This is a genomic window from uncultured Tenacibaculum sp. (assembly GCF_947499065.1).
Lineage (GTDB): Bacteria > Bacteroidota > Bacteroidia > Flavobacteriales > Flavobacteriaceae > Polaribacter.
Genome location: NZ_CANMMT010000002.1, coordinates 456,527 through 482,239 on the forward strand (window position 1 = coordinate 456,527; position 25,713 = coordinate 482,239).

Consider the following 25,713-nt stretch of genomic DNA (forward strand, 5'->3'; position numbering starts at 1 on the left):
AAGCGGTTGCAAATATACAACTGTTCTTTAACCTAAAAAAGCTTTTTTGTAATAATTTTTACTCATATTTGTAACTGCTTAATTATTAGTTTATGAAAATTGTTTTATTAGGGTATATGGCAAGTGGAAAATCTACAATTGGTAGGTTATATGCCAAAAAAATGGGAATTTCTTTCATCGATTTGGATGATTATATTGAAGAAAAAGAACAAAAGTCTATTTCTGAAATTTTTGAAACTAAAGGAGAAATATATTTTAGAAAACAAGAACACTTCTATTTAAAAGAACTATTAGCTCTCGATGCAAGTTTTATTTTGGCTCTAGGTGGTGGAACTCCTTGTTATGCGGGTAATATGGATTTATTATTAGCCGATACAAATGTAAAAACTGTATATATGCAAACAAGCATTAATACAATAGTAGAAAGGCTAAAAAATGAAAGAAACAAGCGTCCTTTAGTAGCAAGACTTAGTGAAGAAGAATTGCCAGAATACATAGCTAAGCATTTATTTGAAAGAAGTTACTTTTATAACAAAGCAACGATGAAACTTAAAATAGACGATAAAAAAGAAGAAACACTTCTTACTGAATTAGAGGAATACGTTAATCCAAATAAGCAATAGTTTCGTTTTCTTTAAACTCAACAGTAACATGTTCTTTAATAGAAGTAGATAAAGAAATTCCTTTAAAATCAGCTTTTACAGGATATTTTTTATGATTCCTATTTACTAATACAGCTGTTTTAAAACGTTTTAAAGGTACGTCTAAAAAATGCTTTACACCATATATAAGAGTCGTACCTGAGTTTAAAACATCATCTACTAAAACTAATGATTTGTTTTCATACTCATTTACTTTTAAAGATGTTGTAATAGGAGAAATAGGATTTTTCTTATCTATAGAAACTTTACATAATATAGGTTTCAAAGTAGAAATATTAGATAATACCTCCACAATTTTTTCAGCAAACAAATAACCATTATTGGCAATCCCGGCTATAATAATCTCAGTTTCATTACTATTACTCTCATAAATTTGAAAAGCAATTCTACGAGTTTTTTGTTCTATTTGAGTATTGGTTAAAATAATAGTCTCAGCTGATGTCATGTTTGTTGTAAATTTTTGTAAAGTTATTATAAATTAAACTCTTTTTCGCTAGAATCTTCATAATAATCGTCAATATCACGTCGGTCTTTTTTAGTTGGCCTTCCTGTACCTTTTTTTCTATAATAATCTTTAGAATATTTTAATAGCTCAGTCTTCTCAAACTCTTCTTTAGGAGTTAAGTCTTTCCTATATAAATCAACCAACTTTGCACCAACTCTATTAGGTGGTATATCTAAAACTTTAATTTTATAATTAATTTGATTTTTTCTAATCGTTATTTCTTCGTTTCCAAAGATATCTTTAGATGGTTTTAAATTAGTACCATCTATCTTTACATGTCCTTTTTTACAAGCTTCTGTAGCTATGCTACGTGTTTTAAATAAACGAATACACCACAAATATTTATCAATTCTCATATAAAAAGGTTAAAATTTAAAATACATTTTTTACAAAGGTATAAAAATGGTAAATTGCGCGTTAAAATTTCAAAACTAAATGATAAAATTTAAACATTTTTTTTATACGGCCATAGTAAGTGTTATCTTATATTCTTGTGGAACAGGTTCTGGTAATACTATTGCAGCTTTTGATCACAAAGGGCAGGCAGTAAAAGATAAAGACTCTATTATAAAATTTTTAAATAATTATTATTATGATGATACTAAAGACTCAATTAAGCCTTTAGTTTCAGGTAAAACTCCATTATCTCAAGATAGTAGGGTAATAAAGAAAAGTCACACTGTAAACGATATTGAATATGATTTGTATCATATTGTGGTTAAAGAAGGTGAATCTCCAAAAGGAAGTCCAACAGCTGTAGACTCTGTATTAACTAAATATCAAGTTTGGTATAGTACAAAAACTAGTGAATTTAAACTAGCAGAAACAGGTGCTACTGCACAATGGTGGAGTTTAGCCGTTACTACAGGAGCAGGATTTGCCCCAAGTCCAATAAGAGGATGGGCTTTTGGTATACCTAATTTTAAAGCAGGTATTAATGATCCTATTAATGGACCTATTAATTATAAGAAATTTGGTAAAGGAATATTAATAATGCCTTCAGGTTTAGCATATCAAAATAGAAGTGCTAATAGTGTACCAGCAAATGCGCAATTAATATTTTATATAGATTTATTAGATTTTGCTGTAAATACAGATCATGATTTAGATAAAGTCCCTACTATATTAGAGGATATTAACAAAGACGGCATATTTATTAATGATAGAACAGATGATGATGCCTTACCTAATTATTTAGATTCAGATGATGATGGTGACGGTAAATTAACTAAAGATGAAGATGCTAATGGTGATGGTGATCCAACTAATGATTTTAGTGATCCAAACAAACCTACTGTACCAGATTATTTAAATAGAGATATTAAATAAAATAGATATAAAAAAAACCGAAGTTTTAACTTCGGTTTTTTTTATATGCTAGATTTATATTTTTAGAATCTATATGATAAACCTACAATAATTTGATTTACTCTTGTATCAAAATTAACAGTACTTGTATTTAGTAAACTACTTTCTGTATCAGAAAAAGCTCTTTCCCAGCGTACATCTAAACCTAATTTTCCTATATCAACACCAGCTCCTAATTGCATTCCTACAGAAAAACCATCAGCTTTTACATTAGTTATATTACTAATGCTAAAATCTCCATCTAAAACATATTGGAATGAAGGTCCCGCAAAAACACGTCCAATGCCAAAAACCTTTTTCCCTAATAATACAGGTATATCAATTTTTCTAAACTCATAACTAGTAGTACTTGGATTTGCAGATTTAGGTAAATAAACAACTTCATTACTTAATTGTGTATACACTAATTCTGGTTGAATAAATAAACCAAGCACAGGGATTTTTCCACGTAACCAAATACCAGCATGAAATCCTGTTTTACTTTTTGCTCCGCTAAGAATATCACTACTTACATTTGAAATAGATTTAGAATTGTAGTTAACACCTCCTTTAATTCCAAAATGTATTTGACTTTGTGCAAACTGAATACTTCCTATAAAAAGAAGCGCCATTAAAATTACTTTTTTCATCTTTTTTTTGATTTGAATGTATGTATAAAACTTATTTTTAATTAATATATTGGATGAGTATAAATAAAGAAGCATCATTTTAAGACTAAAATGATGCTTTTTAATTTTATGTTTTGAAAGTTTATTTTCTAGAAATTACTTTTTCAACAGCTTTAATGATTGCTTTATCGTTTATTTCGTATTTCTCCATCAATTCAGCTGGAGTAGCAGATTCACCAAAAGTATCATTTACAGCAACAAATTCTTGTGGAGTAGGGGCATTAGTAGCTAAACAACGAGCAACACTTTCACCTAAACCTCCATATTTGTTATGCTCTTCAGCAGTAACAATACAACCAGTTTTTGCAACAGATTTTAAAATAATCTCTTCATCTAAAGGCTTAATTGTATGTATATTGATTACTTCAGCAGAAATTCCTTTTTCTTCTAATTGCTCAGCAGCTTGTAAAGCTTCCCAAACTAAGTGTCCAGTAGCTACAATAGTAACATCGTTTCCTTCAGTTAATTTAATTCCTTTTCCAATTTCAAAAGGTTCATCAGTCATAAATACTGGTACTTTTGGTCTACCAAAGCGTAAATAAACTGGTCCTTCAAAATTAGCAATAGCAATAGTAGCTGCTTTTGTTTGACTGTAATCACAAGTATTAATAACTGTCATACCAGGCAACATTTTCATTAAACCTATGTCTTCTAAAATTTGGTGTGTAGCTCCATCTTCACCTAAAGTTAATCCTGCGTGAGAAGCACAAATTTTTACATTTTTATCTGAATAAGCAATAGATTGACGAATTTGATCGTAAACACGACCAGTAGAAAAGTTTGCGAAAGTTCCTGTAAAAGGTATTTTACCTCCAATAGTTAATCCAGCTGCAATTCCCATCATGTTTGCTTCTGCAATACCAATTTGGAAAAAACGCTCAGGATGATTCTTCTCAAAATCTCCCATTTTTAACGATCCAGTTAAGTCTGCACATAATGCAACAACATTTTCGTTTGTTTTTCCTAATTCAGTTAAACCATCACCAAATCCAGATCTGGTATCTTTTTTTTCAGTATAAGTATATTTTTTCATCAGTTATGTTGTGTGAAATACGGGTCAAAAATAATCTTTTATAAAAATGTATGCTACAAATTTATCAATTCTTTGTAAAGTTTATGAACAGGAAAGCCCATAACATTAAAATAACTACCTTCTAACTTTGTAATTCCTATTTTTCCAATCCATTCTTGAATACCATAAGCCCCAGCTTTATCAAAGGGTTTGTAGGTATTTATGTAATAGTTAATTTCATCATCGGTAAGTTCTTTAAATGTTACTATTGTTGTATCATTTAATATATGTTTATGTTCTTTTCCTGATAAACATATAGAAGTTATTACTTGATGTGTATTATTTGATAATTCTTTAAGCATTTGAAAGGCCTCTTCGTAATTTTTAGGCTTACCAAGCGCTTTGTTATTAAACCAAACAATAGTATCTGATGTAATTAATAAATCATTTTCATTTAATTCATCTATAAAAGGCTCAGATTTTAAATTGGCTAAAAAATCAGTTATTTCGGTACCTAATAATTCAGGTGGATAAATTTCTTCAACTTCTTTTGTTCTTATTTCAAAATCGAAATCTAAATCTTTAAGAAGTTGTTGTCTTCTAGGTGAATTAGAAGCCAAAATAATATTGTAATTGGATAATTTATTTGATAACATATTTAAAATAGTAAGTAACAATAGGAATACTAAAAATACCTAGTAAATAGGCTATATTGATTGCTTTAGAGGCTAGTTTATATCCTTTAGGTCCATTAGCATTGATTAAGAAATACATAACAATTAATTCAGGAATAGTACAAAGTAGAAAAATAGCTAATAAAAAGGCTCTACTTTTAATATAGATTACAGAAAAATATAATACAATAATACATATTGCTATAACTAAAATTAAAGCGATATTCTTAGTTCTTTTTCTTCCTAAAATTACGGGTAATGTTGTGTTTTTTCTAGAGTAATCATAATCTATTCTATTAATATCAATTATAGTATCTCTAAGTAGATTACTTAAAAAAGAAAGTATAGCAAATAGAATAGCAATAGATTGCAATTTAAAGAATAAATCCCACTGAGTTGGAGTTAAATTAATAGGAGCATCAAACCATAAAACAATCAGAATTATAAAAGGTTTTAAAAACGACCTACCAATACTATTAATAAATGTTTTATTCATAGTATTAGCTGCATAAATAATAGTAGCAATTAAGCAACAGATGAAAATAAAACTATAATAAGGCTTGTTTATTTTAAATGATAATATAGTTCCTAGGAAAATACCTAAAAAAGAAAAAAGAATAACGAACTTTTTTATCTTATAAAGAGGGAAAACATTTTTCTTACCTTTTTTTCGTCTGTAATAACTAGATAAATATCCTGTTGCTATTATAAAAGAAGTAGCTAATGCTAAAATGCTTAAATCTAAAAAAGACAGTGTTGTTTTAAAACCACAACCATATAAGAAGCAGTATTTAAAGAGAAAGAGGATAAAGGTAAAATAGAGTAGTTCTTTCCAACGAATTATATTAAAAAAAACAGAAAGCATTAATTAAATGCTTTTTTAATTCTTGCCAAATTCTTTTTGTTGTCTCTATCTTTTATAGTTTGGCGTTTATCGTGAGTCTTTTTTCCTTTAGCTAAAGCTATTTCAAGTTTTGCCCAACCGTTTTCATTAATGAAAAGTTTTAAAGGAACTATTGTACTTCCTTTAGCTTCAACTTCTCTTTCAAGTTTTTTTAATTCACGCTTGTTTAATAATAAACGGCGTTCACTTTTAGGTTTGTGGTTATAACTATTTCCAAAAGCATATTCTTCAATATACATATTAATAACAAAAAGCTCACCTCGATCATTAAATTCACAAAAACTTTCGGTAATACGAGCCTTACTAAGTCTTATTGATTTTATTTCAGTACCTGTAAGCTGAATACCAGCTGTATATTTATCAAGTATCTCGTATTCAAAACGAGCTTTTTTATTCTGTATGTTGATGTTTTTTTGCATAAGTAAAAGCAAATATAAATATAATTGTTAAGCTTATTTATAAAAATAATAAACTATGATTTTAGTCATGATTTTACATAAACCTTCAAAGTAATTTTGTCTTTGAAATAAGTGAATAATTAAATTTAAAAATTATGAAAAAATTAGTGTTAGGCTTAATTTTCGGGGTGTTATTAGTAGGGAACATCAATGCTCAAGAAAAAACAAAAGATGAGAAAAAATGGCAAGCTAGGTTTAGATGGGTATCTGTAATGCCTAATGAATCTGCTAGAATAGGAACTATTGGAGGAGATGTTGAAATTAGTAACAGTTTTATCCCTGAACTAGATTTTACCTACTTTTTTACTGAAAACATTGCAGCTGAATTAATTTTAGGAACAGCGAAACATAATGTAAATGCTGTAGGAACAGCTTTAGGTAATGTAGATTTAGGACATGTATGGTTGTTACCTCCAACTTTAACGGTACAATATCACTTTAATTTAAATAATTTTAGACCTTATGTAGGTGCTGGTGGTAACTATACTATTTTTTATAGTGCTAATCCAGGTGCTGTTGTTGATGTATCTTACAAAAATTCTTTTAGTTATGCATTTCAAGCTGGATTTGATTATGATTTAGATGATACATGGTTTTTAAATGTAGATGCTAAATACATAGGTTTAAGTACAGATGTTACCGTAAATGCTGGGGCAGCTACTGTTCCTGCTGCCGTAGATATAAATCCACTATTAATTGGTTTTGGTGTTGGTATGAGGTTTTAATGATTACTGATATATAAATATAAAGAGCAACCTTTTTGGGTTGCTTTTTTTATTAACATAACTTTAAATTTTATCGTATAATATTCTTGTAGTTTTGTTAAAACAAACAGTAAAATAAAACTTATGCGTTATATGTATGCAATTTGTATACTATTCCTAGTTTCTTGTAAACCTCAGTTTACAGCGCAAGAGATAGTAGACAAATCAATAGAAAACTCTAATTTGAGTGCGTTGAAAAATGCTACAATTTCTTTTAATTTTAGAAAGAAATTTTATCAAGCTAACAGGAATAATGGTCTTTTTGAGTTTATCAAAGAAGAAAAAAAAGATTCTTTAACTATTAAAGATATATTATCAAATGATAGTTTTAAACGATATGTAAATGATAGTTTGGTTGAATTACCAGAGAAAAAGCAAAAGGGGTATGGAAATTCAGTAAACTCAGTACATTATTTCTCAATTTTACCTTTAGGATTAAATGATAAGGCAGTTTTTAAGAAAGTACTAGGAGAAACTACCATAAAAGGAAAAGAATACTACAAAATAGAAGTAACTTTTAGTGAAGAAGGTGGTGGAACCGATTTTGACGATGTATTTATTTATTGGTTTTCTAAAGATAACTTTCAGTTAGATTACCTAGCTTATAAGTATCATACAAATGGAGGAGGAGTACGTTTTAGAGATGTAAAAAAAGAAACTTTGGTCGATGGAATTCGTATTGTAGATTATAACAACTACAAACCTTTAAATAAAGACATCGATTTTTATAACATCGATAAATTATACGATGAAGGAAAGCTTAAAAAAGTTTCTGAAATTATTTTAGAAAATGTTCAAATTAAATTAAACAAATAGAAGTTAATCTACTTTTAATAAAGTAGGAGACTTCACATCATCAATGGTTGTAATGATGTACAAATTTGCATTATTACGATCATTGATAAATTCATATTTTTCTTCATCTAAAATTTTATTAGCTAAAGCGGGAGTTGTATTGCTATGACCAACTACTAAAACCGTTTTTCCTTTAGTTGCTTTTTCAAATTCTGAATCAAATAAATTCTTTGGGTTGTATGAAAGTACTTCTAAATTTTTATTTTTTGCTGTTGGAGCAGCAGTCTGTTGTGTTCTTTTGTAGTTAGTAGCATAAACCATATCGAAATCAACATCTTTAAGAACTTCAGCCCATTTTTTTGCACGTGCTAATCCTTTTTCATTCAGATTAGGGTCTTTATTAGTAGCATCAGTTCTGTCTTTTTCGGCATGGCGAATTAAATAGTAAGTTGTTGTAACGGTTTCTTTTTTAGTACAAGAACTTATGATAAATAATAAGATAAAAAGTTTAAAGTATTTCATTTCCTAATCGTTAAAGTATCTAGCTTGTTTAATGTATAAATTTCTATTATTGCCATCAATTTTAAACTCGATGTCTAAGCCAAAATTAAGAAAGGTTTTTCGTCTTTTATAAACTTTTTTATAAAAGTATTTTTTTATAGTATAAAGTTGTTTTGATAAATTTAAAATTTCATCTTCAGAAAGTATCAATTTGTTTTTACTTAAACTTGAGTAGGTAATAACTTCAATAACTTCTTTATTAGAATATAATTCAATATCAGCTCCTTCATAACATAAAATTTGCTCGCTTACAATATCTTTATTTGGATTTACAACTGGTTCTTCACCTAGTTGGATATTGATGACATTTCCATAAAAATCTTTTCGATATAAGTTTTTTGTAATTGCTACACCATTTGCTATTTCATTAGGAAAAGAGCGATGTGCTAAAATTCCCATTGCTACTGTTTTTTGATTGATATTAAATAATTCTCGTTCTAAAAATGCTGATTTGTTCCATAAGCTAGCCCAAACTTTTTTTATAGCCTTAGCAAATGTTTTTTTTGAATCATTTAAAACACCAGTTTTAGATGTGTATAAACCAGCACCGCTAAAACCAATGATATCTTCTGCGTTGGTAGAGCTTCTAAAGCGAATTCTATCATAGTTACAATTATCGCTAATTCTTTTATTGATGTTAGCGATTAATACAGAATCAATAGGAGCTTTTTTTATTTCTTTTTTTATTTTTTTTAGATTGATAAAAAGCAAACTATCATTTTTAAATGTATTATAATTATCAATAGTTTTAAGGATGAGTTTGCCAATATCATGCTTTTTAATATGCTGTAAATAATAGTAAAAAGGAATTGCAAAAGAACATTCTGGAACTTTAAAATTAGAATTTAAAGATAACTTGTACAATTCTCCAAAATTAGCAGCTTTTCCACCTACAGCATCAATCATCTTATGATGTAAGTCTTTTCCAGAAATTAACTGATGTACTTTACTGTTAATGTCTAAATCTTTTAATTTTCTTTTTCTCTCTTTAGTTTTTCTATCAAATTTCTTTTTTGAAATAGTTTTAATTAAAAAAGTGTCTGGTTTAACTTCAAAAGAAACATAATTTCCATTTTTTTCTTTTAGAAGAGGGTTGGTATAAGCATTTTTATAGGTTGCAACAGGTATTTTTCTATTAATCCCTAAAACTGAGATATGACTTAAAGGTGTTTGCATTCTAGTAGTAATTACTCCATTTACAATGGGTAATCTTAAAATAGGTTTGTTTACCACAACAATATCAGTCTTATCAATTTTTTCATTTTCTAAGTTGTCAATGTCAATAAAGCGTAATTTTCCATAAGATTTGTTTAAAGAAATAGGTTGATAAATTTGGTTACCATAAATCTCATTTGCTGAAATTGTAGGAATTAATAACTGTTTTTTTTCTTTGACTAATCTAGAAGTGTTTAAGAAGAACTTAAAATTTTTGAAATAAGAAGTACTTTTAACCTTATTGTATAGAAAAATAATGTCTTGAATACTCATTTTATCAGCAGGAGATAGTTCTAAAGTATAAGTGTTTAGGTTTTGATAGTAGTTAATATTAGCAAGTAAAAATCGTTTGTTTTTGTGCTGTTCTTTGTAATTATACTTATTGAAGTTGTCTAAAGGAATGTCGTACTCTAGGTAGTTTATAACAAACTCATAGTGATATTTATAAGTTTTATTGTTGGTATAATACAGTTTTTTGTTTTTTAAGTTGTAAACTATTTTTAGCGATTTTACAAAGCCATATTTGTTAGATAATGGTTTGTGAGATAGTTTATTAAATTCTTCAATTGTTTTTAAACTGCCTTTATAATTTTGCGCATGTAAGTTAAACGCAAGAAATAAAAAAGTAACTATTGTAATTAAAGGCTTCATTAAATTGTAGAATAATGGATAACAATATCCGTGGTGTTGTTAAGATAGTCAATCTTTTTTACATCAATTTTTTGAATTGTAATGTTCAATTGTTTTTCAATAGATTTTATTAATTCTTGTTCATCTTGAAGATTAAAGTTTTCAGTGTTAGCATAAGTAATTGTAGTGGTTTTTAATTTCTTATGCATGAAAATTTTTTCTAATACTCCAATAAAAATAATAACAATGATGTTTGAAAGTATAAGCTCTTTATAGTAATGCCATTCGGTTAAAGAATTAATAATAGATAAACCTATAATGGAGAATAGGTAAGTCATTTCTTTAATGCTTATAGCCGAAGTTCTGTAGCGGATAATTCCAAAAATAGCAAAGAGTCCTAAAGCAAAACCTAGTTGTAATTCAATACTTTTAAGGAGGTAACAAAGCAAAAAAACGATTAACCCGATAATGAAGTAGGTAAAAACATAATCGCTGTTCTTGTTCGATTTATAATAAATAAAACGAATTATTATGATAGAAATGACAATGTTTATGAGTAGTTTAAGTAGGAATTCATTCATCGATAGCTGTATTGTTTTTACTAAAATAGGAAATTATTAGATTTCTATAAATAAGAAAAGCCAAAACACAAAGGTTTTGACTTTTCGAAATAACTATATATATAAACTATTAATTTTCTACTAAACTAGATTGGTTTCTAAAAACTAACTTATCGTCAAAAGCGTCCAATAAAATAATGCTGTCAGTTGTTATTTTACCTGATAATATTTCTTTAGATAATTGGTTTAATACCTGTTTTTGTATGACACGTTTTACCGGACGTGCTCCAAATTCAGGTTGAAACCCTTTTTCAGCTAAATAACCAATAGCTTCATCCGTAGCATCTAGAGTAATTCCCTGCTCTGATACCATTTTCTTTACGCTGTTTAGCTGTAACTTCACTATTTGCTTAATATTATCTTGCGATAAAGGTGTAAACATAATAATGTCGTCAATTCTATTTAAAAACTCAGGACGAACTGTTTGTTTTAGTAATCCTAAAACTTCAGTTTTAGCTGTTTCCATTGTAGAGTAAACATCTCCTTTAAAGTTTTCAAACTTTTCTTGAATTATATGGCTCCCCATATTTGAAGTCATAATAATGATTGTATTTTTAAAATCAGCTACACGACCTTTATTATCAGTTAACCTACCTTCATCTAAAACTTGTAAAAGAATATTAAAAGTATCAGGATGAGCTTTTTCAATTTCATCCAATAAAACTACCGAATATGGCTTTCTTCTAACAGCTTCAGTTAATTGTCCACCTTCATCATAACCAACATATCCCGGAGGTGCTCCAACTAAACGACTTACTGAATGACGTTCTTGATATTCACTCATATCAATACGAGTCATTGCATTTTCATCGTCAAATAAATAATCAGCTAAAGCTTTTGCTAATTCTGTTTTACCAACTCCAGTAGTTCCTAGGAATAAGAAACTTCCAATTGGTTTATTAGGATTTTGTAATCCTGCTCTTGATCTACGTACAGCGTCAGAAACAGCTTCAATAGCTTCTTCTTGTCCAACAACACGTTTGTGTAATTCGTCCTCTAATTTTAGAAGCTTTTCTCTTTCCGACTGTAACATTTTCGTTACAGGTACACCAGTCCATTTAGCAACAACTTCTGCAATGTCATCATAAGTAACTTCTTCTTTAATTAAAGCGTTCTCACTTTGATTTGCTAAAATTTCTTGCTGTGTTTCTAATGCTTCCTGAGCCTCTTTTATCTTACCATAACGTATTTCAGCAACCTTTCCGTAATCTCCTTGACGCTCTGCTTTTTCGGCTTCTACTTTGTAGTTTTCAATGTCTGTTTTTAATTGTTGGACAGCATCTACTACACTTTTTTCAGATTGCCATTTAGCATTTATTTCATTGCGTTCTTCTTTTAAGTTAGCAATATCAGCATTTAACGATTTTAACTTTATCTCATCATTTTCTCGTTTAATAGCTTCAATTTCTATCTCTAACTGCATTATTTTACGATCTAAGACATCTAATTCTTCTGGCTTAGAGTTAATCTCCATTCGTAATTTAGAAGCAGCTTCATCCATTAAATCAATGGCTTTGTCTGGTAAAAAACGATTGGTAATATAACGTTGCGATAATTCTACAGCTCCAATAATGGCCTCATCTTTAATACGAACTTTATGATGTGTTTCGTATTTATCCTTAATACCACGTAAGATTGAAATAGCGCTTTCTGTATCTGGTTCATCTACCAATACTTTTTGAAAACGACGTTCTAAAGCTTTATCCTTTTCAAAATACTTTTGATATTCATCTAGAGTAGTGGCACCAATAGCTCTCAGTTCACCACGAGCTAAAGCTGGCTTTAAAATATTAGCAGCATCCATAGCTCCTTGACCACCTCCAGCACCAACTAAAGTGTGAATTTCGTCTATAAATAAAACAATATCACCTTCTGAAGTAGTAACTTCTTTTACAACCGACTTTAAGCGCTCTTCAAATTCACCTTTGTATTTTGCCCCCGCGATTAAAGCTCCCATGTCTAAAGAAAAAATTTGTTTTTCTTTTAAGTTTTCAGGAACATCACCACGAATAATTCTATGAGCTAAGCCTTCTGCAATAGCAGTTTTACCAGTACCTGGTTCACCTACTAAAATTGGATTGTTTTTTGTTCTTCTTGATAAAATTTGAAGTAAACGACGAATTTCTTCATCACGTCCAATAACAGGATCTAATTTTCCATCTTGTGCTAATTGATTTAAGTTTTTAGCATATTTATTTAATGAATTATACGTTTCTTCTGCACTTTGAGATGTAACACGATCTCCTTTACGTAATTCATTAATAGCAGCTATGACTAACTTTTCAGTAGCTCCTTGATCTTTTAAAGCTTGTCCAATTCCGCTTTTTGATTTTATAATGGCAAGTATTAAATGCTCGATAGATACGTATTCATCGTTCATTTTTTTTGCAATAATACTTGCTTCATTTAAGGTTTTACTTGCTTCTCTAGAAAGCATTATATCGACACCAGAAACTTTAGAGTAACTTTCTAGTTGTTTGTCTAAAATTTGCTGTACAACATCTAAATTGATGTTGAGTTTTTTTAATATAAATGGTAACACATTTTCATCAACTAAAGAAATAGCCTTAAAAATATGCTCATTTTCTATTTGATTATGACCATAACTTTGCGCTAATTGCTGCGCTTGTTGAATGGTTTCTTGTGATTTTATTGTATAATTGTTAAAATTCATGTTTTGTAGATTTCAAATTCAATACCATTCAAAAAAAAGTAAATAAAACGGTCAAAATGTCTTTATTTTTATTGTTTCTGCTGACTTTTTGACTTGTTGAAAGGAATTGTAAATTGAGGCGACAGAATCAAAAAAATAGTAATGGGTATATTAAATTCAATATTTGGTAGTAAAAAAACTAAAAAAGAGGAACAACAATCATTTGTAAATTGGATTCCTTTAACTTCAATAAATCAATTAGAAGAAATCAAAAAGCAATCTAAAAATGAAGTTGTAGCTATTTTTAAGCATTCGACAAGATGTGGTATTAGTAGTATGGCTATAAAACGTTTTGTAAACAGTTTTGATGAGTCGATGAAAGACTTTAAAGTGTACTATTTGGATTTACTTTCTTATAGAGATTTATCAAATGAGGTAGGGTATGAATTCCAAGTTTTACACCAATCACCTCAGTTATTGGTAATTAAAAATGGAATAGCTGTAGCACATGCTTCACACTATAGTATTGCTGAAATTGATTTAAAAAGTTTTTAAAAAACCTAATGTTTATTGTTGTATTTATCTAAATACATCGTAATTTTGCGTCTCCCAAAAAAGTTTTAAAATTGAGTAACGAAACAACGACGACTTCACAAGCTCCTAAAGGAAAAAGCTTATATAGCTACCAAAAGGATGCGCTTAATAGAATTTTTAAAAGTTTTGAAAATGCTCCCCCAAATTATCATCTGTTATATCAGTTACCAACAGGAGGAGGGAAGACAGTAATTTTCTCAGAAATTACACGTCAATTTTTAAAACATTATCAAAAGAAAGTTTTGATAATGACACACCGTATAGAACTTTGTAAACAAACAGCTAGAATGTTAAGCGAGTTCGGTGTTGAAAATAAAATTATAGATAGTAAAGCTAGCTTAGACGATCAAGGTCAATATGATTGTTTTGTAGCAATGGTTGAAACACTTAACAATCGTTTGAACGACGATATGTTAGATATTTCAGATGTTGGATTAGTAATTATTGATGAGGCTCACTATAATTCGTTTACCAAATTATTTAAGTTTTTTGATAAGTCGTTTGTTCTTGGTGTTACAGCAACTCCATTAAGTTCGAATATCAAATTACCAATGCGAGATAATTATGATGAGTTAATTGCTGGTGAAAGTATTGGTAACTTAATTCAGAATGAATATTTAGCAAAAGCAAATGTATATTCATATAATGTAGGTTTAACTTCGTTAGAAGTTGGTGCGAATGGTGATTATACCGTAAAGTCTTCAGAGGATTTATATACAAACACAGACATGTTATCTAAGCTTTTACAAGCTTATGAAGAACGTGCTAAAGGAACTAAAACACTTATCTTCAATAATGGTATTAATACTTCGTTACATGTATTTGATACTTTTAAGAAAGCAGGATATCCAATTGCTCATTTAGATAATACAAATACTAAAAAAGAGAGAGATTTTATATTACAGTGGTTTCATAAAACACCAAATGCTATTATCACTTCTGTAAGTATTTTAACAACTGGATTTGATGAACCATCTGTGCAGTCTATTATTTTAAATAGAGCGACAAAATCATTAACATTATACTACCAAATGATTGGTAGAGGATCTCGTATTTTACCAGGAAAATCTGAATTCAATGTAATTGATTTAGGTAATAATTTCCACCGTTTTGGACCTTGGGGAGCTGATTTAGATTGGCAAAAAATGTTTAGATCACCTAATTTCTATTTAGATAATTTATTATCTGATGAAGAAATTGAAAGTGATTTTAGATATGAATTACCTGCAGATGTAAAAGAAGAATTTTCAAATTCTACCGATTTATATTTTGATGTAAAACGAGTATATGTAGATACAATTCAGGCAGGTCAATCTTCTAAAAAAGTACTTGAAAAATCAATAGAACATCACGCAAAACTTTGTATTGAAAATAGTGAAGACGTTTTTGATGCTTTAATTTTAGCTAAAAAACTAGGCGGTGATATTGATGATAGAATTTTTAGATATTCTAAGTGTATTTGTAAGAGTACACACAATTTTATAGATTGGTTACAAGATGATTATAGAAAGAAATTAAATACGTATTTACGTAATAATTTCGATGAAGTTTACGAACAAATTCACGGTCATCCACCACCAGAAGAAGAATAAAAAATAGATTCTTAGTTCAAATTATTTAGAGTCCTATTTAAACTACGAACCGTAATTCCTAAATAGTTAGCAATATCTTTTTTAGAAAATACTTTATCGAAGTTTGGATAGGATTTTTTTAGTTTTAAAATATTTTCTTCTATAGAATACGATTGTTGAAACGAGTGTCTTGGTGCTTTGTAAGCAATTTTAGCTGCAAGTGATTTCATCACAAGTCTATTAAAAATAGGATCGTTTTCAAGTAATTGAGTATAGTTTTGGTGAGAAATTTTATATAACTCTACTTCAGAAATGGCTTCAATGGTACAAAAACTTAATTTTCTACTAAAAACTTCTAATTCACCAAATTCCATTCCTTCTCCTAAGAATTCTTGGATAAAATCTTTTCCATTTTCATCAGATAAATAGCATTTAGTAATACCACTTTTTATAATGAATAATGAATGATAACGCTTATCTTGTTTTAAAACAACCTCTTTTGCAGTATATTTTTCTAGTGTAAAATAATCTAAATGTTTTTCAACTAGAACTTCAACATAGGATAGAAAATCAGGATTTATTCGAATCATTTTTATAGTTGGGACATTTGTCCTTTTATAAGAATTATAATAGTTAGTTTTTTGCAGTGTAAAATTATAAATAATGAATTACATGAAGGGTTTTTTAGAGCAAATAAATTTTATAAAAGAAATAGATAAGTTAAAGTATATACAACGAAAAACAAAGTTGTTTAATAGCAATAGATGTGAGAATGATGCAGAGCATAGTTGGCATTTAGCAATGATGACAATTATTTTAGCAGAACATTCTGATGTTAAGATAGATGTTTTAAAAGTTTTAAAAATGGTTTTGATTCATGACATTGTTGAAATTGATTCGGGAGATGTTTTTATTTTTGATAATGATAAGAACCATAAAAATACTTTTGAAGAATTAAAAGCTGCCAAAAGAATATTTGGATTATTACCAGAGAAGCAGGCTAAGGAATTTATTGATATCTGGTTAGAATTTGAGGAAGGAGAAACCAATGAAGCTAAATTTGCCAAAGCAATGGATCGTTTTGAACCTATTTTACAAAATGTTTCTAATAATGGAGGAACTTGGAAAGAATACAATGTTCCGCTAGATAAAGTATTAAAAAAGACGAGTCCAATTGAAAACGGATCGAAATTGATATGGGATTACTCAAAAAAAGAAATAGAAGAAGTATTTACATCATTCTAAATGAAAACAACAAACACTAAATTATATTCTACAAGTTTTATTCTTGTTTGTATTAGCTCGTTATTTTTTTCAGCAAGTTACAATATGTTAATTCCTGAATTACCAAATTATATAAGTGGCTTAGGAGGAGCAGAATACAAAGGATTAATTATTGCACTGTTTACGTTAACAGCAGGATTATCAAGACCTTTTAGTGGTAAGCTTACAGATACTGTTGGGCGTAAACCAATTATGATTTTTGGTGCGTTAGTTTGTATTATTTGTGGGGTTTTATATCCAATTTTAACTACTGTATCAGGTTTTTTATTTTTACGTTTATTACATGGATTTTCTACAGGTTTTAGTCCAACAGCCATTGCAGCCTATGTATCAGACATTATACCTAAAAATAGACTAGGAGAGGCAATGGGAATTCAAGGGTTGTGTTTTAGTTCTGGTTTAGCTTTAGGGCCAGCTTTGGGAAGTTATATTAAACTTTATACAAGTTATACCATTCTTTTTTATAGTTCATCATTACTAGCATTGCTATCTATTGTATTAATTTTAAGAGTAAAAGAAACTTTAATCAATACTCAAAAAATACAGTATGCTACATTTAAAATAGCTAAAGGAGATATAATTGCTAAAGAAGCATTACCATCGGCAGTTATAACATTTGTAACTTATTTAGGTTTTGGAGTTATTTTAACTTTGATACCAGATTGGAGCGAACATTTAACAATTATAAATAAGGGAACATTTTTTATTGTATTTACAATTTCGTCTTTATTTGTAAGAATGATAGCAGGAAAAGTTTCTGATAAATACGGAAGAATAATAGTGATTCAAATAGGACTTATAGTTTTAGCTATCTCACTGGTTTTATTGGGCTATTTAAATTTTAAAAATGGCTTATTAATTAGTGCAGCCATATATGGTTTAGCTATGGGAATTTTATCGCCAACAATTAATGCTTGGACAATAGATTTAAGTAATCCATTAACCAAAGGAAAATCTATAGCAACAATGTATATTGCTTTAGAGGCAGGAATTGGGCTTGGTGCATTTTTCTCTGGTTGGTACTATAGAGATGATATTTTAAAAATCCCTATAACTTTTTATACCTGTGCATTTTTTGCTGTTGTTGGCTTGTATTATATTACTAGGTTAAAAATAAATAAAGATTATAAATAAAAAAAGATGCTCAAAATGAGCATCTTTTTATTATAAATTATATGGTTTTACTATTCTATAGCAGGTAAAATTTTACCAACACATTCACCAAAGCCAATACGTACTTTATCGTTTTTAGAATATCCACGCATAATAACTGTATCGTGATCGTTGATAAACTTACGTTCTGTACCATCATTCATCTTGATAGGGTTTTGACCTCTCCAAGTTAATTCAAGCATAGAACCAAAACTATCTTTAGTAGGACCAGAAATAGTTCCACTTCCCATCATATCTCCAGCGTTTACAGGACATCCATTTACAGTATGATGTGCTAATTGCTGAGCCATAGTCCAGTACATGTACTTAAAGTTTGAATTACAAACTACAGTTTCTTCTGCATTTTCTGGTTGAATAGCCATTTGTAAGTTAATATCATAACTTCCTTTTCCTTCTTTTCTTAAGTATGGTAAAGGTTCGTGAACTTGTTTAGGATTTTCAACTCTAAAAGGCTCTAAAGCATCTAAAGTAACAATCCAAGGAGAAATAGTAGAAGCAAAGTTCTTTCCTAAGAAAGGACCTAACGGTACATATTCCCAAGCTTGAATATCACGAGCAGACCAATCGTTAAATAATACCAATCCGAAAATATAATCTTCAGTTTCTTCGATTGGAATACGTTCTCCTAGGTGGTTAGAAGCTGTAGTTATGAATGCCATTTCTAATTCAAAATCTAATAATTTTGAAGGACCAAAGTTAGGTGTAGTTTCTCCTTCACTAGGTCTTTGTTGTCCTAAAGGACGACGAATAGGTGTTCCTGATGGAATAATAGAAGAGCTTCTTCCGTGGTATCCGATAGGTATGTGTAACCAGTTTGGTAATAAAGCATTTTCAGGATCACGGAATAAAGAACCTACGTTTGTAGCATGTTCTTTACTGGCATAGAAATCTGTATAATCACCTACAGCAACAGGCAATTGCATTTCTACATCTTCCATTCTAAAAATTACCTTGTCTTTATGATCTGCATTGTCACGTAATTTACCATTAGTAACATCAAAAATATCGGCAATTCTATTTCTAACTAAACGCCAAGTTTTTCTACCGTCGGCAATAAAGTCATTTAAAGTATCTTGTAAGAAAATATCATCAGTAAGAGGAATACCTTCAAAATATCCAAGTTGGTGTAAGGCCCCTAAATCAATAGCAAAATCACCAATTCTAGTACCAATAGTAATAATATCGTCTTTAGTAATAAATACTCCAAAAGGAATATTTTGGATAGGAAAATCTGAGTTCTCATTAACAGTTAACCAAGATTTTCTATTAGGATTATTCGCAGTAATTTCCATTGAATTTGTTGTGTTTTATTTTACATCAAACCTACATATTTTTTTCAATTTTACCCAATTTCATGGTTAAAAAATTAGAAAAGAAAATAATAATTTATTGTTATATAAAACTTAAAATAAATACTGATTAAATGAATTGACTTTATCACATAATCGTAGTGGTAATGCTTATTAAAGTCTATTTTAAGTATATTCGCTTATAAAATGCTATGCAATATTTCAGATTACTTCCTATATAAATTAAACCAATGAAAATGAAAATAAGACAAGAAAGAATAACCGATTTTAAAGAAGTTTTCAGTTTAATAAAAGAAGCCTTTAAAGACGAGCAATTTAGTGATCATAAAGAACAGTTTTTAGTAGAAAGATTAAGAAAATCAGAAGCTTTTATACCAGAATTATCTTTAGTTGCAGAGATAGACGGAAAAATTGTTGGACATATTTTAATTACCAAGTTAAAAATTAACAATTCTGTTAATGAATTTGAATCTTTAGCATTAGCACCAGTTTCAGTATTGCCAACATATCAAAATAGAGGAATAGGAGGAAAACTAATTATAGAAGCACATCAAAAAGCAACAGATTTAGGATATAAATCAATTGTTTTATTAGGACACGAAAATTATTATCCACGATTCGGATACAAGCAAGCAAGTGAATATGGTATTGAGTTGCCATTTGAAGTTCCAAAAGAGAATTGTATGATAATTGAGTTAGTAAAAAATGGATTGAAAGGTGTTAGTGGAACTGTTGAATATCCAAAAGAATTTAGTGAATAATGAAATTTATTATCCGTTTTATATTGGAATTGGAAAAGATTCCTGCTGTAAAAATAAAATGGTCAATAATTGATATAGAGTTAAAAGAATGGTTATTTCCGCACTTGCTAAGGTTAACATCAGATAAAAGAAAGTCTGTTGCTGGTAAAGCAGAAAAGATGATTGATAAATTGAAAAAATAAAAAAACGGAGGATTTTTTCTTCCATTTTATTCAACATATATAATAGAATAATGACATTAGAAAAGTATTCAAAAGAATTAATTTTAGTTTTAGATAAGCTAAAAATAACCCCAACAGTAAAGTCAGATATCAATAACAATATTAAAGCACATTTAGAGAATAATAATGATTATCTGGCTCTGGAGTATTTACTAAATTGTATTTCGGAGTTAGAGTTAGAAGTACATTCAGACTTAAAAAATAAAATATATTCACTTGGAGAATTTATAGAATTAGATAAAGATGATATAGATGAATTAATCAAACCAATGCCAAGGATAGACCTACAAAATAAAACTGAAGCAGAAAAAGGAGAGGTTTTATGTTATTGGTTTGAAAATAAGAATATTGGTCTTGAAAAAAAGCGATATCATAAAATAATAATTCCATTAAAGACGTTTGATTCTGGTTTAGATGTATCGCAACCTGAAGAAACTAGCATTATATCAGAATGGATTTCATTAGATAGGAAGGATCCCTTTGATTTGGATAATTTAACTATAACTACAACTCCTGAAGATAATACTGAAACATCAGTATATATAGGTACTAGGTATAATCCATGTGATATAAAAAAGATGAAACTCGAAAAAGTTAATGATGATTTATATAAAGTAACCTGTGAATTATTTATTGAATTTGAATATGAAATGGTAGCTAAAAATGAGTTCTTTAAATTTTCTACTTTACTTGAATTAAATAGAAATATCATAGAAGAATAAATCAATTGTTTTAGATGAATAAAAAACTATTACTAGTATTACTAGTATCTATTTCAAGCTTAGCATTCGGACAAAAAACAGAGTCTGATTCATTAAAAAAAGCTATGATGAAAGAAATGAGTCTTAAAGGTTTATTTAAAGAAAAAATTTATGATTTTAAAGAAAAAAAATTACCACTATTTGAGCTAACACTTTTGAATGGTAAAAAGATTAAGTCAGAATTTTTAAAAGGAAAACCAACAGTAATAAATTTTTGGTTTAGTAATTGTCATCCTTGTATAGATGAAATGCCACTTTTAAATAAAATAAAATCAGAATTTGGAAGCACAGTAAATTTTATTTCAATTACTTTCCAAAGTAATTCTGAGGTTAATGAATTTTTAAAGTCAAATAAATTTGAATTTACTCATGTTATTGAGGCAAAAGAATATATAGATACTTATGGCTTTTTTGGATATCCTAAAACTTTAATTCTAGATAAGAATTTAATAATTAAAAATATAGAGAAACGAATTCCAAATGATATTGATAATGAAGAGAAGAATAAAGCTGAATTTATAGCTAGAATATCAACACTACTTGAGGAATTAAAAAAATCCAATTAAAACCTAACAATGATAAGAAAAGCCACAGAAAAAGATGTTGATCAAATTTGGGAGATTTTTCAAGCCGTTATAAAAACAGAAGATACCTATGTTTTTTCACCAAAAACACCTAAAACCGATTTACAAAAACACTGGTTTGCAAGTTATATGCATACATACGTATTTGAAGAAGAAGGCCAAATTCTAGGAACTTATATTGTAAAACCTAATCAGATCGATTTAGGAAGTCATATTTCCAATGCAAGTTATATGGTTTCTCCAAAAGCTCAAGGAAAAGGTATTGGTAAAAAATTGTGTGAGCATTCTCTAAAATTAGCCAAAGACATAGGTTTTATTGGAATGCAGTTTAATATTGTAGTGAGCACCAATAAAGGAGCTGTTGCTCTTTGGAAGAAGTTTGGTTTTGAAGTTATAGGCATAACTCCCAAAGCATTCAAGCATAAAACACTAGGGTTCATAGATGCTTATATTATGTATAAAGAATTATAAAAGGATATTAAAAATAGGAATAAAATCAGCACTCAATAAGTGTTGATTTTTTTTATACAAAACACCAAAGAAAAAGAGGTAAAATAAGATTAAAATAAAGCTAAAATTGCATAAATCTTAATTAATAAAATTAGTACATTTGACTACTTATTTAACAACATAGCAAGATGCGAAAAGATCATCAAATATTTGATTTAATTCAAGAAGAAAAAGAACGTCAACTACATGGTTTAGAGTTGATAGCTTCTGAAAATTTTGTAAGTGAGCAAGTAATGGAAGCTCAAGGTTCTATTTTAACCAATAAATATGCTGAAGGATACCCTGGTAAACGTTACTATGGAGGATGTGAAGTTGTAGATGTTGTAGAGCAAATAGCTATTGATAGAGCTAAACAGTTATTTGGAGCTGAATATGTAAACGTTCAACCACATTCTGGTTCTCAGGCAAATACAGCTGTTTTTGCTGCTTGTTTAAAGCCAGGTGATACTATTTTAGGTTTCGATTTATCTCATGGAGGACACTTAACACACGGTTCGCCAGTAAACTTCTCTGGAAAATTATACAATCCAGTGTTTTATGGAGTAGATAAAGCTACAGGTATTATTGATTATGATCATTTAGAGCAGCAAGCTAAAGAGCACAAGCCAAAGTTAATTATTGCTGGAGCTTCTGCTTATTCTCGTGATATCGATTTTAAAAAGTTTAGAGAAGTAGCTGATAGTGTTGGTGCTATTTTAATGGCAGATATTTCACACCCGGCTGGATTAATTGCTAAAGGCATTTTATCGGATCCATTACCTCATTGTCATATTGTAACAACAACTACGCATAAAACATTACGTGGACCTCGTGGAGGAATGATCATGATTGGAAAAGACTTTGAAAATCCATTTGGATTAAAATTAAAGTCAGGGAAATTAAAGAAAATGTCAACATTGATAAATTCAGCAGTTTTTCCAGGAAACCAAGGTGGACCATTAGAGCACGTTATTGCTGCTAAAGCAGTTGCTTTTGGTGAAGCTTTAACTGATGAGTTCTTAGAATATCAATTACAAGTAAAAGAAAATGCACAAGCAATGGCTAAGGCATTTGTAGCTAAAGGATACGATATTATTTCTGGAGGAACTGATAACCACTGTATGTTAATCGATTTACGTAACAAAGACATTACCGGAAAAGAAGCTGAGGAGGCTTTAGGTAAAGCAGAAATTACAGTAAATAAAAACATGGTGCCATTTGATACTCAAAGTCCATTTGTAACTTCAGGAATCCGTGTTGGTACTGCTGCTGTAACTACAAGAGGATTAGTTGAGTCTGATATGGAAACTGTAGTAGACTTAATTGATGAAGCATTAATGAACGCTGGAAACGACGAAGCTTTAGAGCAAATAGGAGAGAAGGTATACGATTTAATGCACGACAAGAGATTATTTGTAATGTAGAAATACCATTCTTATAGATATAAAAAAAGCGACCATTTGGTCGCTTTTTTTATTCGTTATCTTCAGCTCTTTCTATAATAGTTTGTGGTAAAGCCTTTTTAGCTTTAGCTCCCATTTTCTTTAGCTTCTCTACACTAGTTATTAGGTTTCCTCTACCATCTACTAATTTATTCATGGCAGCGGTATAATCAGCTTTGGTACCGTCAATTTTCTTACCAATACTGATTAAATCTTTTAATAATCCTTCAAACTTATCGTATAAAGCACCAGCTTGCCTAGCAATTTCAATGGCATTACGTTGTTGCTTTTCGTTATTCCACATAGTATCAATAGTACGTAAAGTGGCTAATAAGGTTGTTGGTGTTACAATTACAATATTTCTTTCAAATGCTTTATTGTATAAAGTATTGTCAAGGTTTAAAGCTACTGCAAATGCTGGTTCTATAGGAACAAAAAGTAACACAAAATCAGGAGAAGCTATTTTATAAATATCTTCATATTTCTTGTCAGATAATTGTTCTACGTGGCGTTTTAAAGAGTTTAAATGCTCTTTTAAAAAGCGTTCTTTCTCTGCTTCATCTTCAGCATTTACATATTGTTCATACGCAGTAAGCGATACTTTTGAATCGACAATCATTTTCTTATTGTCTGGTAAATGAATTACAACATCAGGTAAAATTCTTTTGCCTTCTTCATTGGTAAAACTTTGCTGAACAAAATACTCTCTATCTTTTTCTAAACCAGATTTTTCTAAAACTCTTTCTAAAACCAATTCTCCCCAGTTTCCTTGAGTTTTACTATCACCTTTCAATGCTTTTGTAAGGTTTATAGCTTCTTTACTCATTTGAGCATTGAGTTCTTTTAAACCTAATAATTGTTCTTTTAAGGCAGAATGCATAGAAATACTTTCTTTTTGAGTATCGTCTACTTTCTTTTCAAAAGTTTTAATTTTTTCCTGTAACGGATTTAAAATATTTTGAATATTTTCTTTGTTTTGAGCGGTAAATTTAGTCGACTTTTCATCTAGAATTTTGTTCGCTAAATTTTCAAATTCCTTGGTGAATTTATCTTGAAGCTTTTCAACTTCTTCTTTATTTTCGTTTAATTTTAATTGAAGATTTTTAAGCTCTTCATTTTTTCTAGCCAATTCAATACTAGAAAATTCTTTTTCACGTCTAATCTCTTCAATTTCCTTAACTTTTTCTTCAAGGCGATTCTGAATTTCTCTTTTTTGAACCTCCATATTAGATTGGTTAATTTCTATAGCAGACATTTCTTTTTCCAAATCAGAAACCACTTGTTTCGTCTTTAATTTAGAAATTAACGTACCAATTATAAAACCTAAAATAAGGGTAAATAAAGCTACTAATATGATTATAAGAGTTGTATTCATTGAGTTTTTATAAATTTAAAAGAAAACAAATATAGCACAAGATAGGTTAAAAATGTTTGATTTTTATAAGGAAAACCGTATCATTGGCTTTTCCTTTTTAATCGATGATATCAAAATTTATATATACCAAAGTTTTAGGTTGGAAATTAGAGGGTAGTTTCCCTGAAAACCTAAAAAAATATGTAGTTATAGGAGCTCCACATACAAGTTGGAAAGACTTTCCTATTGCTATTTTGGCTAGAAATTCATGGGGCGTTCCTATTAATTTTATAGCTAAAAAATCCTTGTTTAAACCTCCATTTGGATTTATTTTCAGATGGTTAGGAGGGAGGCCTGTTGATAGAACTAAAACTTCCAATAAAGTAGATGCGATTGTAGCTGTATTTAATAAACACGATGAGTTTAGATTAGCTCTTTCACCAGAAGGAACTCGTCAGAAAGTAAAAAGCTGGAAAACTGGATTTTATTATATAGCTAAAGGTGCCAATGTACCTATTATTATGTTCACTTTCGATTTTGAAAACAAAACTGTAAGAGTTTCTGAACCTTATTATACTACTGACGATATGGATAAAGACTTTAAACATTTTTACAATTATTATAGAAATGTTAAAGGTGCAATACCTGAGTTATTTGTAGTGCCAGACGAGGTTGAATAA

At 29.1% G+C, this 25,713-nt stretch carries 29 protein-coding genes; 15 read left to right on the top strand and 14 right to left on the bottom strand.

Translation table 11 applies throughout. The features are described from left to right. Positions 1-92: 92 nt before the first annotated feature. Positions 93-623, top strand: coding sequence for a shikimate kinase (locus Q0958_RS06355; protein WP_299121190.1), 531 nt, complete (start codon positions 93-95; stop codon positions 621-623). Here the strand turns inward: Q0958_RS06355 and Q0958_RS06360 are convergent. Together Q0958_RS06360 and Q0958_RS06365 are read right to left on the bottom strand one after the other, a co-directional pair. Further along, the gene (locus tag Q0958_RS06360) at positions 604-1,107 is read right to left on the bottom strand and encodes a phosphoribosyltransferase family protein (protein ID WP_299121193.1); all 504 of its coding nucleotides are present in this window, start codon (positions 1,105-1,107) and stop codon (positions 604-606) included. The two genes, Q0958_RS06355 and Q0958_RS06360, sit on opposite strands and share 20 nt — an antisense overlap. Before the next feature lie 26 nt (positions 1,108-1,133). Next, a complete protein-coding gene (locus tag Q0958_RS06365) occupies positions 1,134-1,523 on the bottom strand; it encodes an RNA-binding S4 domain-containing protein (RefSeq protein WP_299121195.1) in 390 nt (129 codons plus the stop codon). Between the two features lie 79 nt (positions 1,524-1,602). On the opposite strand from Q0958_RS06365, the gene Q0958_RS06370 reads away from it, so the two are divergent. Then, on the top strand, positions 1,603-2,496 hold the full coding sequence (locus Q0958_RS06370; RefSeq protein ID WP_299121197.1) for a peptidylprolyl isomerase: 894 nt from the start codon (positions 1,603-1,605) through the stop codon (positions 2,494-2,496). A 62-nt stretch (positions 2,497-2,558) separates the two neighbouring features. On the opposite strand, the gene Q0958_RS06375 is transcribed toward Q0958_RS06370, so the two are convergent. The 5 genes from Q0958_RS06375 to smpB form a co-directional block, all read right to left on the bottom strand. Beyond that, positions 2,559-3,164, bottom strand: coding sequence for a porin family protein (locus Q0958_RS06375; protein WP_299121199.1), 606 nt, complete (start codon positions 3,162-3,164; stop codon positions 2,559-2,561). A 121-nt stretch (positions 3,165-3,285) separates the two neighbouring features. Beyond that, positions 3,286-4,236 (bottom strand): transketolase family protein, encoded by a 951-nt coding sequence (locus tag Q0958_RS06380; protein WP_299121201.1) that lies wholly within the window; start codon positions 4,234-4,236, stop codon positions 3,286-3,288. Between the two features lie 53 nt (positions 4,237-4,289). Beyond that, positions 4,290-4,871 carry a Maf-like protein gene (locus Q0958_RS06385; RefSeq protein ID WP_299121205.1) on the bottom strand — a complete coding sequence of 194 codons (582 nt, stop codon included), beginning with the start codon at positions 4,869-4,871 and terminating at the stop codon, positions 4,290-4,292. Then, complete coding sequence (locus Q0958_RS06390; protein WP_299121208.1) at positions 4,858-5,754, bottom strand: hypothetical protein; 897 nt, start codon at positions 5,752-5,754, stop codon at positions 4,858-4,860. The genes Q0958_RS06385 and Q0958_RS06390 overlap by 14 nt, the downstream gene beginning before the upstream one ends. Continuing rightward, on the bottom strand, positions 5,754-6,212 hold the full coding sequence (gene smpB / locus Q0958_RS06395; protein WP_299121212.1) for an SsrA-binding protein SmpB: 459 nt from the start codon (positions 6,210-6,212) through the stop codon (positions 5,754-5,756). The genes Q0958_RS06390 and smpB overlap by 1 nt, the downstream gene beginning before the upstream one ends. Before the next feature lie 134 nt (positions 6,213-6,346). Between smpB and Q0958_RS06400 the strand changes: the two genes are divergently transcribed. Next, positions 6,347-6,976 carry an OmpW family outer membrane protein gene (locus Q0958_RS06400; protein WP_299121215.1) on the top strand — a complete coding sequence of 210 codons (630 nt, stop codon included), beginning with the start codon at positions 6,347-6,349 and terminating at the stop codon, positions 6,974-6,976. A 132-nt stretch (positions 6,977-7,108) separates the two neighbouring features. Next, complete coding sequence (locus Q0958_RS06405; RefSeq protein WP_299121218.1) at positions 7,109-7,831, top strand: DUF6503 family protein; 723 nt, start codon at positions 7,109-7,111, stop codon at positions 7,829-7,831. Between the two features lie 3 nt (positions 7,832-7,834). Here Q0958_RS06405 and Q0958_RS06410 read toward each other — a convergent pair whose 3' ends face one another. The 4 genes from Q0958_RS06410 to clpB all read right to left on the bottom strand — a co-directional run bounded on the left by Q0958_RS06410 (position 7,835) and on the right by clpB (position 13,510). After that, positions 7,835-8,332 (bottom strand): phosphoglycerate mutase family protein, encoded by a 498-nt coding sequence (locus tag Q0958_RS06410; protein ID WP_299121221.1) that lies wholly within the window; start codon positions 8,330-8,332, stop codon positions 7,835-7,837. A gap of 3 nt (positions 8,333-8,335) precedes the next feature. Beyond that, positions 8,336-10,237, bottom strand: coding sequence for a PEP/pyruvate-binding domain-containing protein (locus Q0958_RS06415; protein ID WP_299121224.1), 1,902 nt, complete (start codon positions 10,235-10,237; stop codon positions 8,336-8,338). Beyond that, positions 10,237-10,797 (bottom strand): DUF4956 domain-containing protein, encoded by a 561-nt coding sequence (locus Q0958_RS06420; RefSeq protein ID WP_299121227.1) that lies wholly within the window; start codon positions 10,795-10,797, stop codon positions 10,237-10,239. The genes Q0958_RS06415 and Q0958_RS06420 overlap by 1 nt, the downstream gene beginning before the upstream one ends. A gap of 109 nt (positions 10,798-10,906) precedes the next feature. Continuing rightward, positions 10,907-13,510 (bottom strand): ATP-dependent chaperone ClpB, encoded by a 2,604-nt coding sequence (clpB, locus tag Q0958_RS06425; RefSeq protein WP_299121230.1) that lies wholly within the window; start codon positions 13,508-13,510, stop codon positions 10,907-10,909. Positions 13,511-13,651: 141 nt separating this feature from the next. Between clpB and ytxJ the strand changes: the two genes are divergently transcribed. Together ytxJ and Q0958_RS06435 are read left to right on the top strand one after the other, a co-directional pair. Continuing rightward, a complete protein-coding gene (gene ytxJ, locus Q0958_RS06430) occupies positions 13,652-14,044 on the top strand; it encodes a bacillithiol system redox-active protein YtxJ (RefSeq protein ID WP_299121233.1) in 393 nt (130 codons plus the stop codon). A 71-nt stretch (positions 14,045-14,115) separates the two neighbouring features. Beyond that, entirely contained in the window at positions 14,116-15,675 is a 1,560-nt protein-coding gene (locus Q0958_RS06435) for a DEAD/DEAH box helicase family protein (RefSeq protein WP_150898713.1), read from the top strand. A gap of 11 nt (positions 15,676-15,686) precedes the next feature. Here Q0958_RS06435 and Q0958_RS06440 read toward each other — a convergent pair whose 3' ends face one another. Beyond that, positions 15,687-16,244: a Crp/Fnr family transcriptional regulator gene (locus Q0958_RS06440; RefSeq protein ID WP_299121235.1), complete on the bottom strand. Its 558-nt coding sequence runs from the start codon at positions 16,242-16,244 to the stop codon at positions 15,687-15,689. 73 nt (positions 16,245-16,317) lie between these two features. Here Q0958_RS06440 and Q0958_RS06445 point away from each other — a divergent pair, with 73 nt between their 5' ends. Both Q0958_RS06445 and Q0958_RS06450 read left to right on the top strand, forming a co-directional pair. Continuing rightward, positions 16,318-16,899 (top strand): HD family hydrolase, encoded by a 582-nt coding sequence (locus Q0958_RS06445; protein WP_299121238.1) that lies wholly within the window; start codon positions 16,318-16,320, stop codon positions 16,897-16,899. After that, positions 16,900-18,072, top strand: coding sequence for an MFS transporter (locus Q0958_RS06450; RefSeq protein WP_299121241.1), 1,173 nt, complete (start codon positions 16,900-16,902; stop codon positions 18,070-18,072). 50 nt (positions 18,073-18,122) lie between these two features. Here Q0958_RS06450 and fahA read toward each other — a convergent pair whose 3' ends face one another. Further along, positions 18,123-19,403: a fumarylacetoacetase gene (gene fahA, locus Q0958_RS06455; RefSeq protein ID WP_272149168.1), complete on the bottom strand. Its 1,281-nt coding sequence runs from the start codon at positions 19,401-19,403 to the stop codon at positions 18,123-18,125. Positions 19,404-19,651: 248 nt separating this feature from the next. Here fahA and Q0958_RS06460 point away from each other — a divergent pair, with 248 nt between their 5' ends. From Q0958_RS06460 to glyA, 6 genes are all read left to right on the top strand, one after another. Then, on the top strand, positions 19,652-20,182 hold the full coding sequence (locus Q0958_RS06460; RefSeq protein ID WP_299121246.1) for an N-acetyltransferase: 531 nt from the start codon (positions 19,652-19,654) through the stop codon (positions 20,180-20,182). Further along, positions 20,182-20,364 (top strand): hypothetical protein, encoded by a 183-nt coding sequence (locus Q0958_RS06465; RefSeq protein ID WP_299121248.1) that lies wholly within the window; start codon positions 20,182-20,184, stop codon positions 20,362-20,364. The genes Q0958_RS06460 and Q0958_RS06465 overlap by 1 nt, the downstream gene beginning before the upstream one ends. A 50-nt stretch (positions 20,365-20,414) precedes the next feature. Next, a complete protein-coding gene (locus Q0958_RS06470; protein ID WP_299121250.1) occupies positions 20,415-21,125 on the top strand; it encodes a hypothetical protein in 711 nt (236 codons plus the stop codon). Positions 21,126-21,139: 14 nt separating this feature from the next. Continuing rightward, complete coding sequence (locus Q0958_RS06475; protein ID WP_299121252.1) at positions 21,140-21,730, top strand: TlpA disulfide reductase family protein; 591 nt, start codon at positions 21,140-21,142, stop codon at positions 21,728-21,730. Between the two features lie 9 nt (positions 21,731-21,739). Further along, complete coding sequence (locus tag Q0958_RS06480) at positions 21,740-22,219, top strand: GNAT family N-acetyltransferase (RefSeq protein ID WP_299121254.1); 480 nt, start codon at positions 21,740-21,742, stop codon at positions 22,217-22,219. 167 nt (positions 22,220-22,386) lie between these two features. After that, the gene (gene glyA / locus Q0958_RS06485) at positions 22,387-23,661 is read left to right on the top strand and encodes a serine hydroxymethyltransferase (RefSeq protein ID WP_150898701.1); all 1,275 of its coding nucleotides are present in this window, start codon (positions 22,387-22,389) and stop codon (positions 23,659-23,661) included. A gap of 49 nt (positions 23,662-23,710) precedes the next feature. Here glyA and rmuC read toward each other — a convergent pair whose 3' ends face one another. After that, positions 23,711-25,054 carry a DNA recombination protein RmuC gene (rmuC, locus tag Q0958_RS06490; RefSeq protein WP_150898700.1) on the bottom strand — a complete coding sequence of 448 codons (1,344 nt, stop codon included), beginning with the start codon at positions 25,052-25,054 and terminating at the stop codon, positions 23,711-23,713. A gap of 104 nt (positions 25,055-25,158) precedes the next feature. On the opposite strand from rmuC, the gene Q0958_RS06495 reads away from it, so the two are divergent. Continuing rightward, entirely contained in the window at positions 25,159-25,713 is a 555-nt protein-coding gene (locus tag Q0958_RS06495) for a 1-acyl-sn-glycerol-3-phosphate acyltransferase (protein ID WP_299121260.1), read from the top strand.

Coding starts and splice junctions, on each gene's coding strand:
- Q0958_RS06355 (WP_299121190.1), top strand. CDS start 93: ATGAAAATTGTTTTATTAGGGTATATGGCAAGTGGAAAATCTACAATT.
- Q0958_RS06360 (WP_299121193.1), bottom strand. CDS start 1,107: ATGACATCAGCTGAGACTATTATTTTAACCAATACTCAAATAGAACAA.
- Q0958_RS06365 (WP_299121195.1), bottom strand. CDS start 1,523: ATGAGAATTGATAAATATTTGTGGTGTATTCGTTTATTTAAAACACGT.
- Q0958_RS06370 (WP_299121197.1), top strand. CDS start 1,603: ATGATAAAATTTAAACATTTTTTTTATACGGCCATAGTAAGTGTTATC.
- Q0958_RS06375 (WP_299121199.1), bottom strand. CDS start 3,164: ATGAAAAAAGTAATTTTAATGGCGCTTCTTTTTATAGGAAGTATTCAG.
- Q0958_RS06380 (WP_299121201.1), bottom strand. CDS start 4,236: ATGAAAAAATATACTTATACTGAAAAAAAAGATACCAGATCTGGATTT.
- Q0958_RS06385 (WP_299121205.1), bottom strand. CDS start 4,871: ATGTTATCAAATAAATTATCCAATTACAATATTATTTTGGCTTCTAAT.
- Q0958_RS06390 (WP_299121208.1), bottom strand. CDS start 5,754: ATGCTTTCTGTTTTTTTTAATATAATTCGTTGGAAAGAACTACTCTAT.
- smpB (WP_299121212.1), bottom strand. CDS start 6,212: ATGCAAAAAAACATCAACATACAGAATAAAAAAGCTCGTTTTGAATAC.
- Q0958_RS06400 (WP_299121215.1), top strand. CDS start 6,347: ATGAAAAAATTAGTGTTAGGCTTAATTTTCGGGGTGTTATTAGTAGGG.
- Q0958_RS06405 (WP_299121218.1), top strand. CDS start 7,109: ATGTATGCAATTTGTATACTATTCCTAGTTTCTTGTAAACCTCAGTTT.
- Q0958_RS06410 (WP_299121221.1), bottom strand. CDS start 8,332: ATGAAATACTTTAAACTTTTTATCTTATTATTTATCATAAGTTCTTGT.
- Q0958_RS06415 (WP_299121224.1), bottom strand. CDS start 10,237: ATGAAGCCTTTAATTACAATAGTTACTTTTTTATTTCTTGCGTTTAAC.
- Q0958_RS06420 (WP_299121227.1), bottom strand. CDS start 10,797: ATGAATGAATTCCTACTTAAACTACTCATAAACATTGTCATTTCTATC.
- clpB (WP_299121230.1), bottom strand. CDS start 13,510: ATGAATTTTAACAATTATACAATAAAATCACAAGAAACCATTCAACAA.
- ytxJ (WP_299121233.1), top strand. CDS start 13,652: ATGGGTATATTAAATTCAATATTTGGTAGTAAAAAAACTAAAAAAGAG.
- Q0958_RS06440 (WP_299121235.1), bottom strand. CDS start 16,244: ATGATTCGAATAAATCCTGATTTTCTATCCTATGTTGAAGTTCTAGTT.
- Q0958_RS06445 (WP_299121238.1), top strand. CDS start 16,318: ATGAATTACATGAAGGGTTTTTTAGAGCAAATAAATTTTATAAAAGAA.
- Q0958_RS06450 (WP_299121241.1), top strand. CDS start 16,900: ATGAAAACAACAAACACTAAATTATATTCTACAAGTTTTATTCTTGTT.
- fahA (WP_272149168.1), bottom strand. CDS start 19,403: ATGGAAATTACTGCGAATAATCCTAATAGAAAATCTTGGTTAACTGTT.
- Q0958_RS06460 (WP_299121246.1), top strand. CDS start 19,652: ATGAAAATGAAAATAAGACAAGAAAGAATAACCGATTTTAAAGAAGTT.
- Q0958_RS06465 (WP_299121248.1), top strand. CDS start 20,182: ATGAAATTTATTATCCGTTTTATATTGGAATTGGAAAAGATTCCTGCT.
- Q0958_RS06470 (WP_299121250.1), top strand. CDS start 20,415: ATGACATTAGAAAAGTATTCAAAAGAATTAATTTTAGTTTTAGATAAG.
- Q0958_RS06475 (WP_299121252.1), top strand. CDS start 21,140: ATGAATAAAAAACTATTACTAGTATTACTAGTATCTATTTCAAGCTTA.
- Q0958_RS06480 (WP_299121254.1), top strand. CDS start 21,740: ATGATAAGAAAAGCCACAGAAAAAGATGTTGATCAAATTTGGGAGATT.
- glyA (WP_150898701.1), top strand. CDS start 22,387: ATGCGAAAAGATCATCAAATATTTGATTTAATTCAAGAAGAAAAAGAA.
- rmuC (WP_150898700.1), bottom strand. CDS start 25,054: ATGAATACAACTCTTATAATCATATTAGTAGCTTTATTTACCCTTATT.
- Q0958_RS06495 (WP_299121260.1), top strand. CDS start 25,159: ATGATATCAAAATTTATATATACCAAAGTTTTAGGTTGGAAATTAGAG.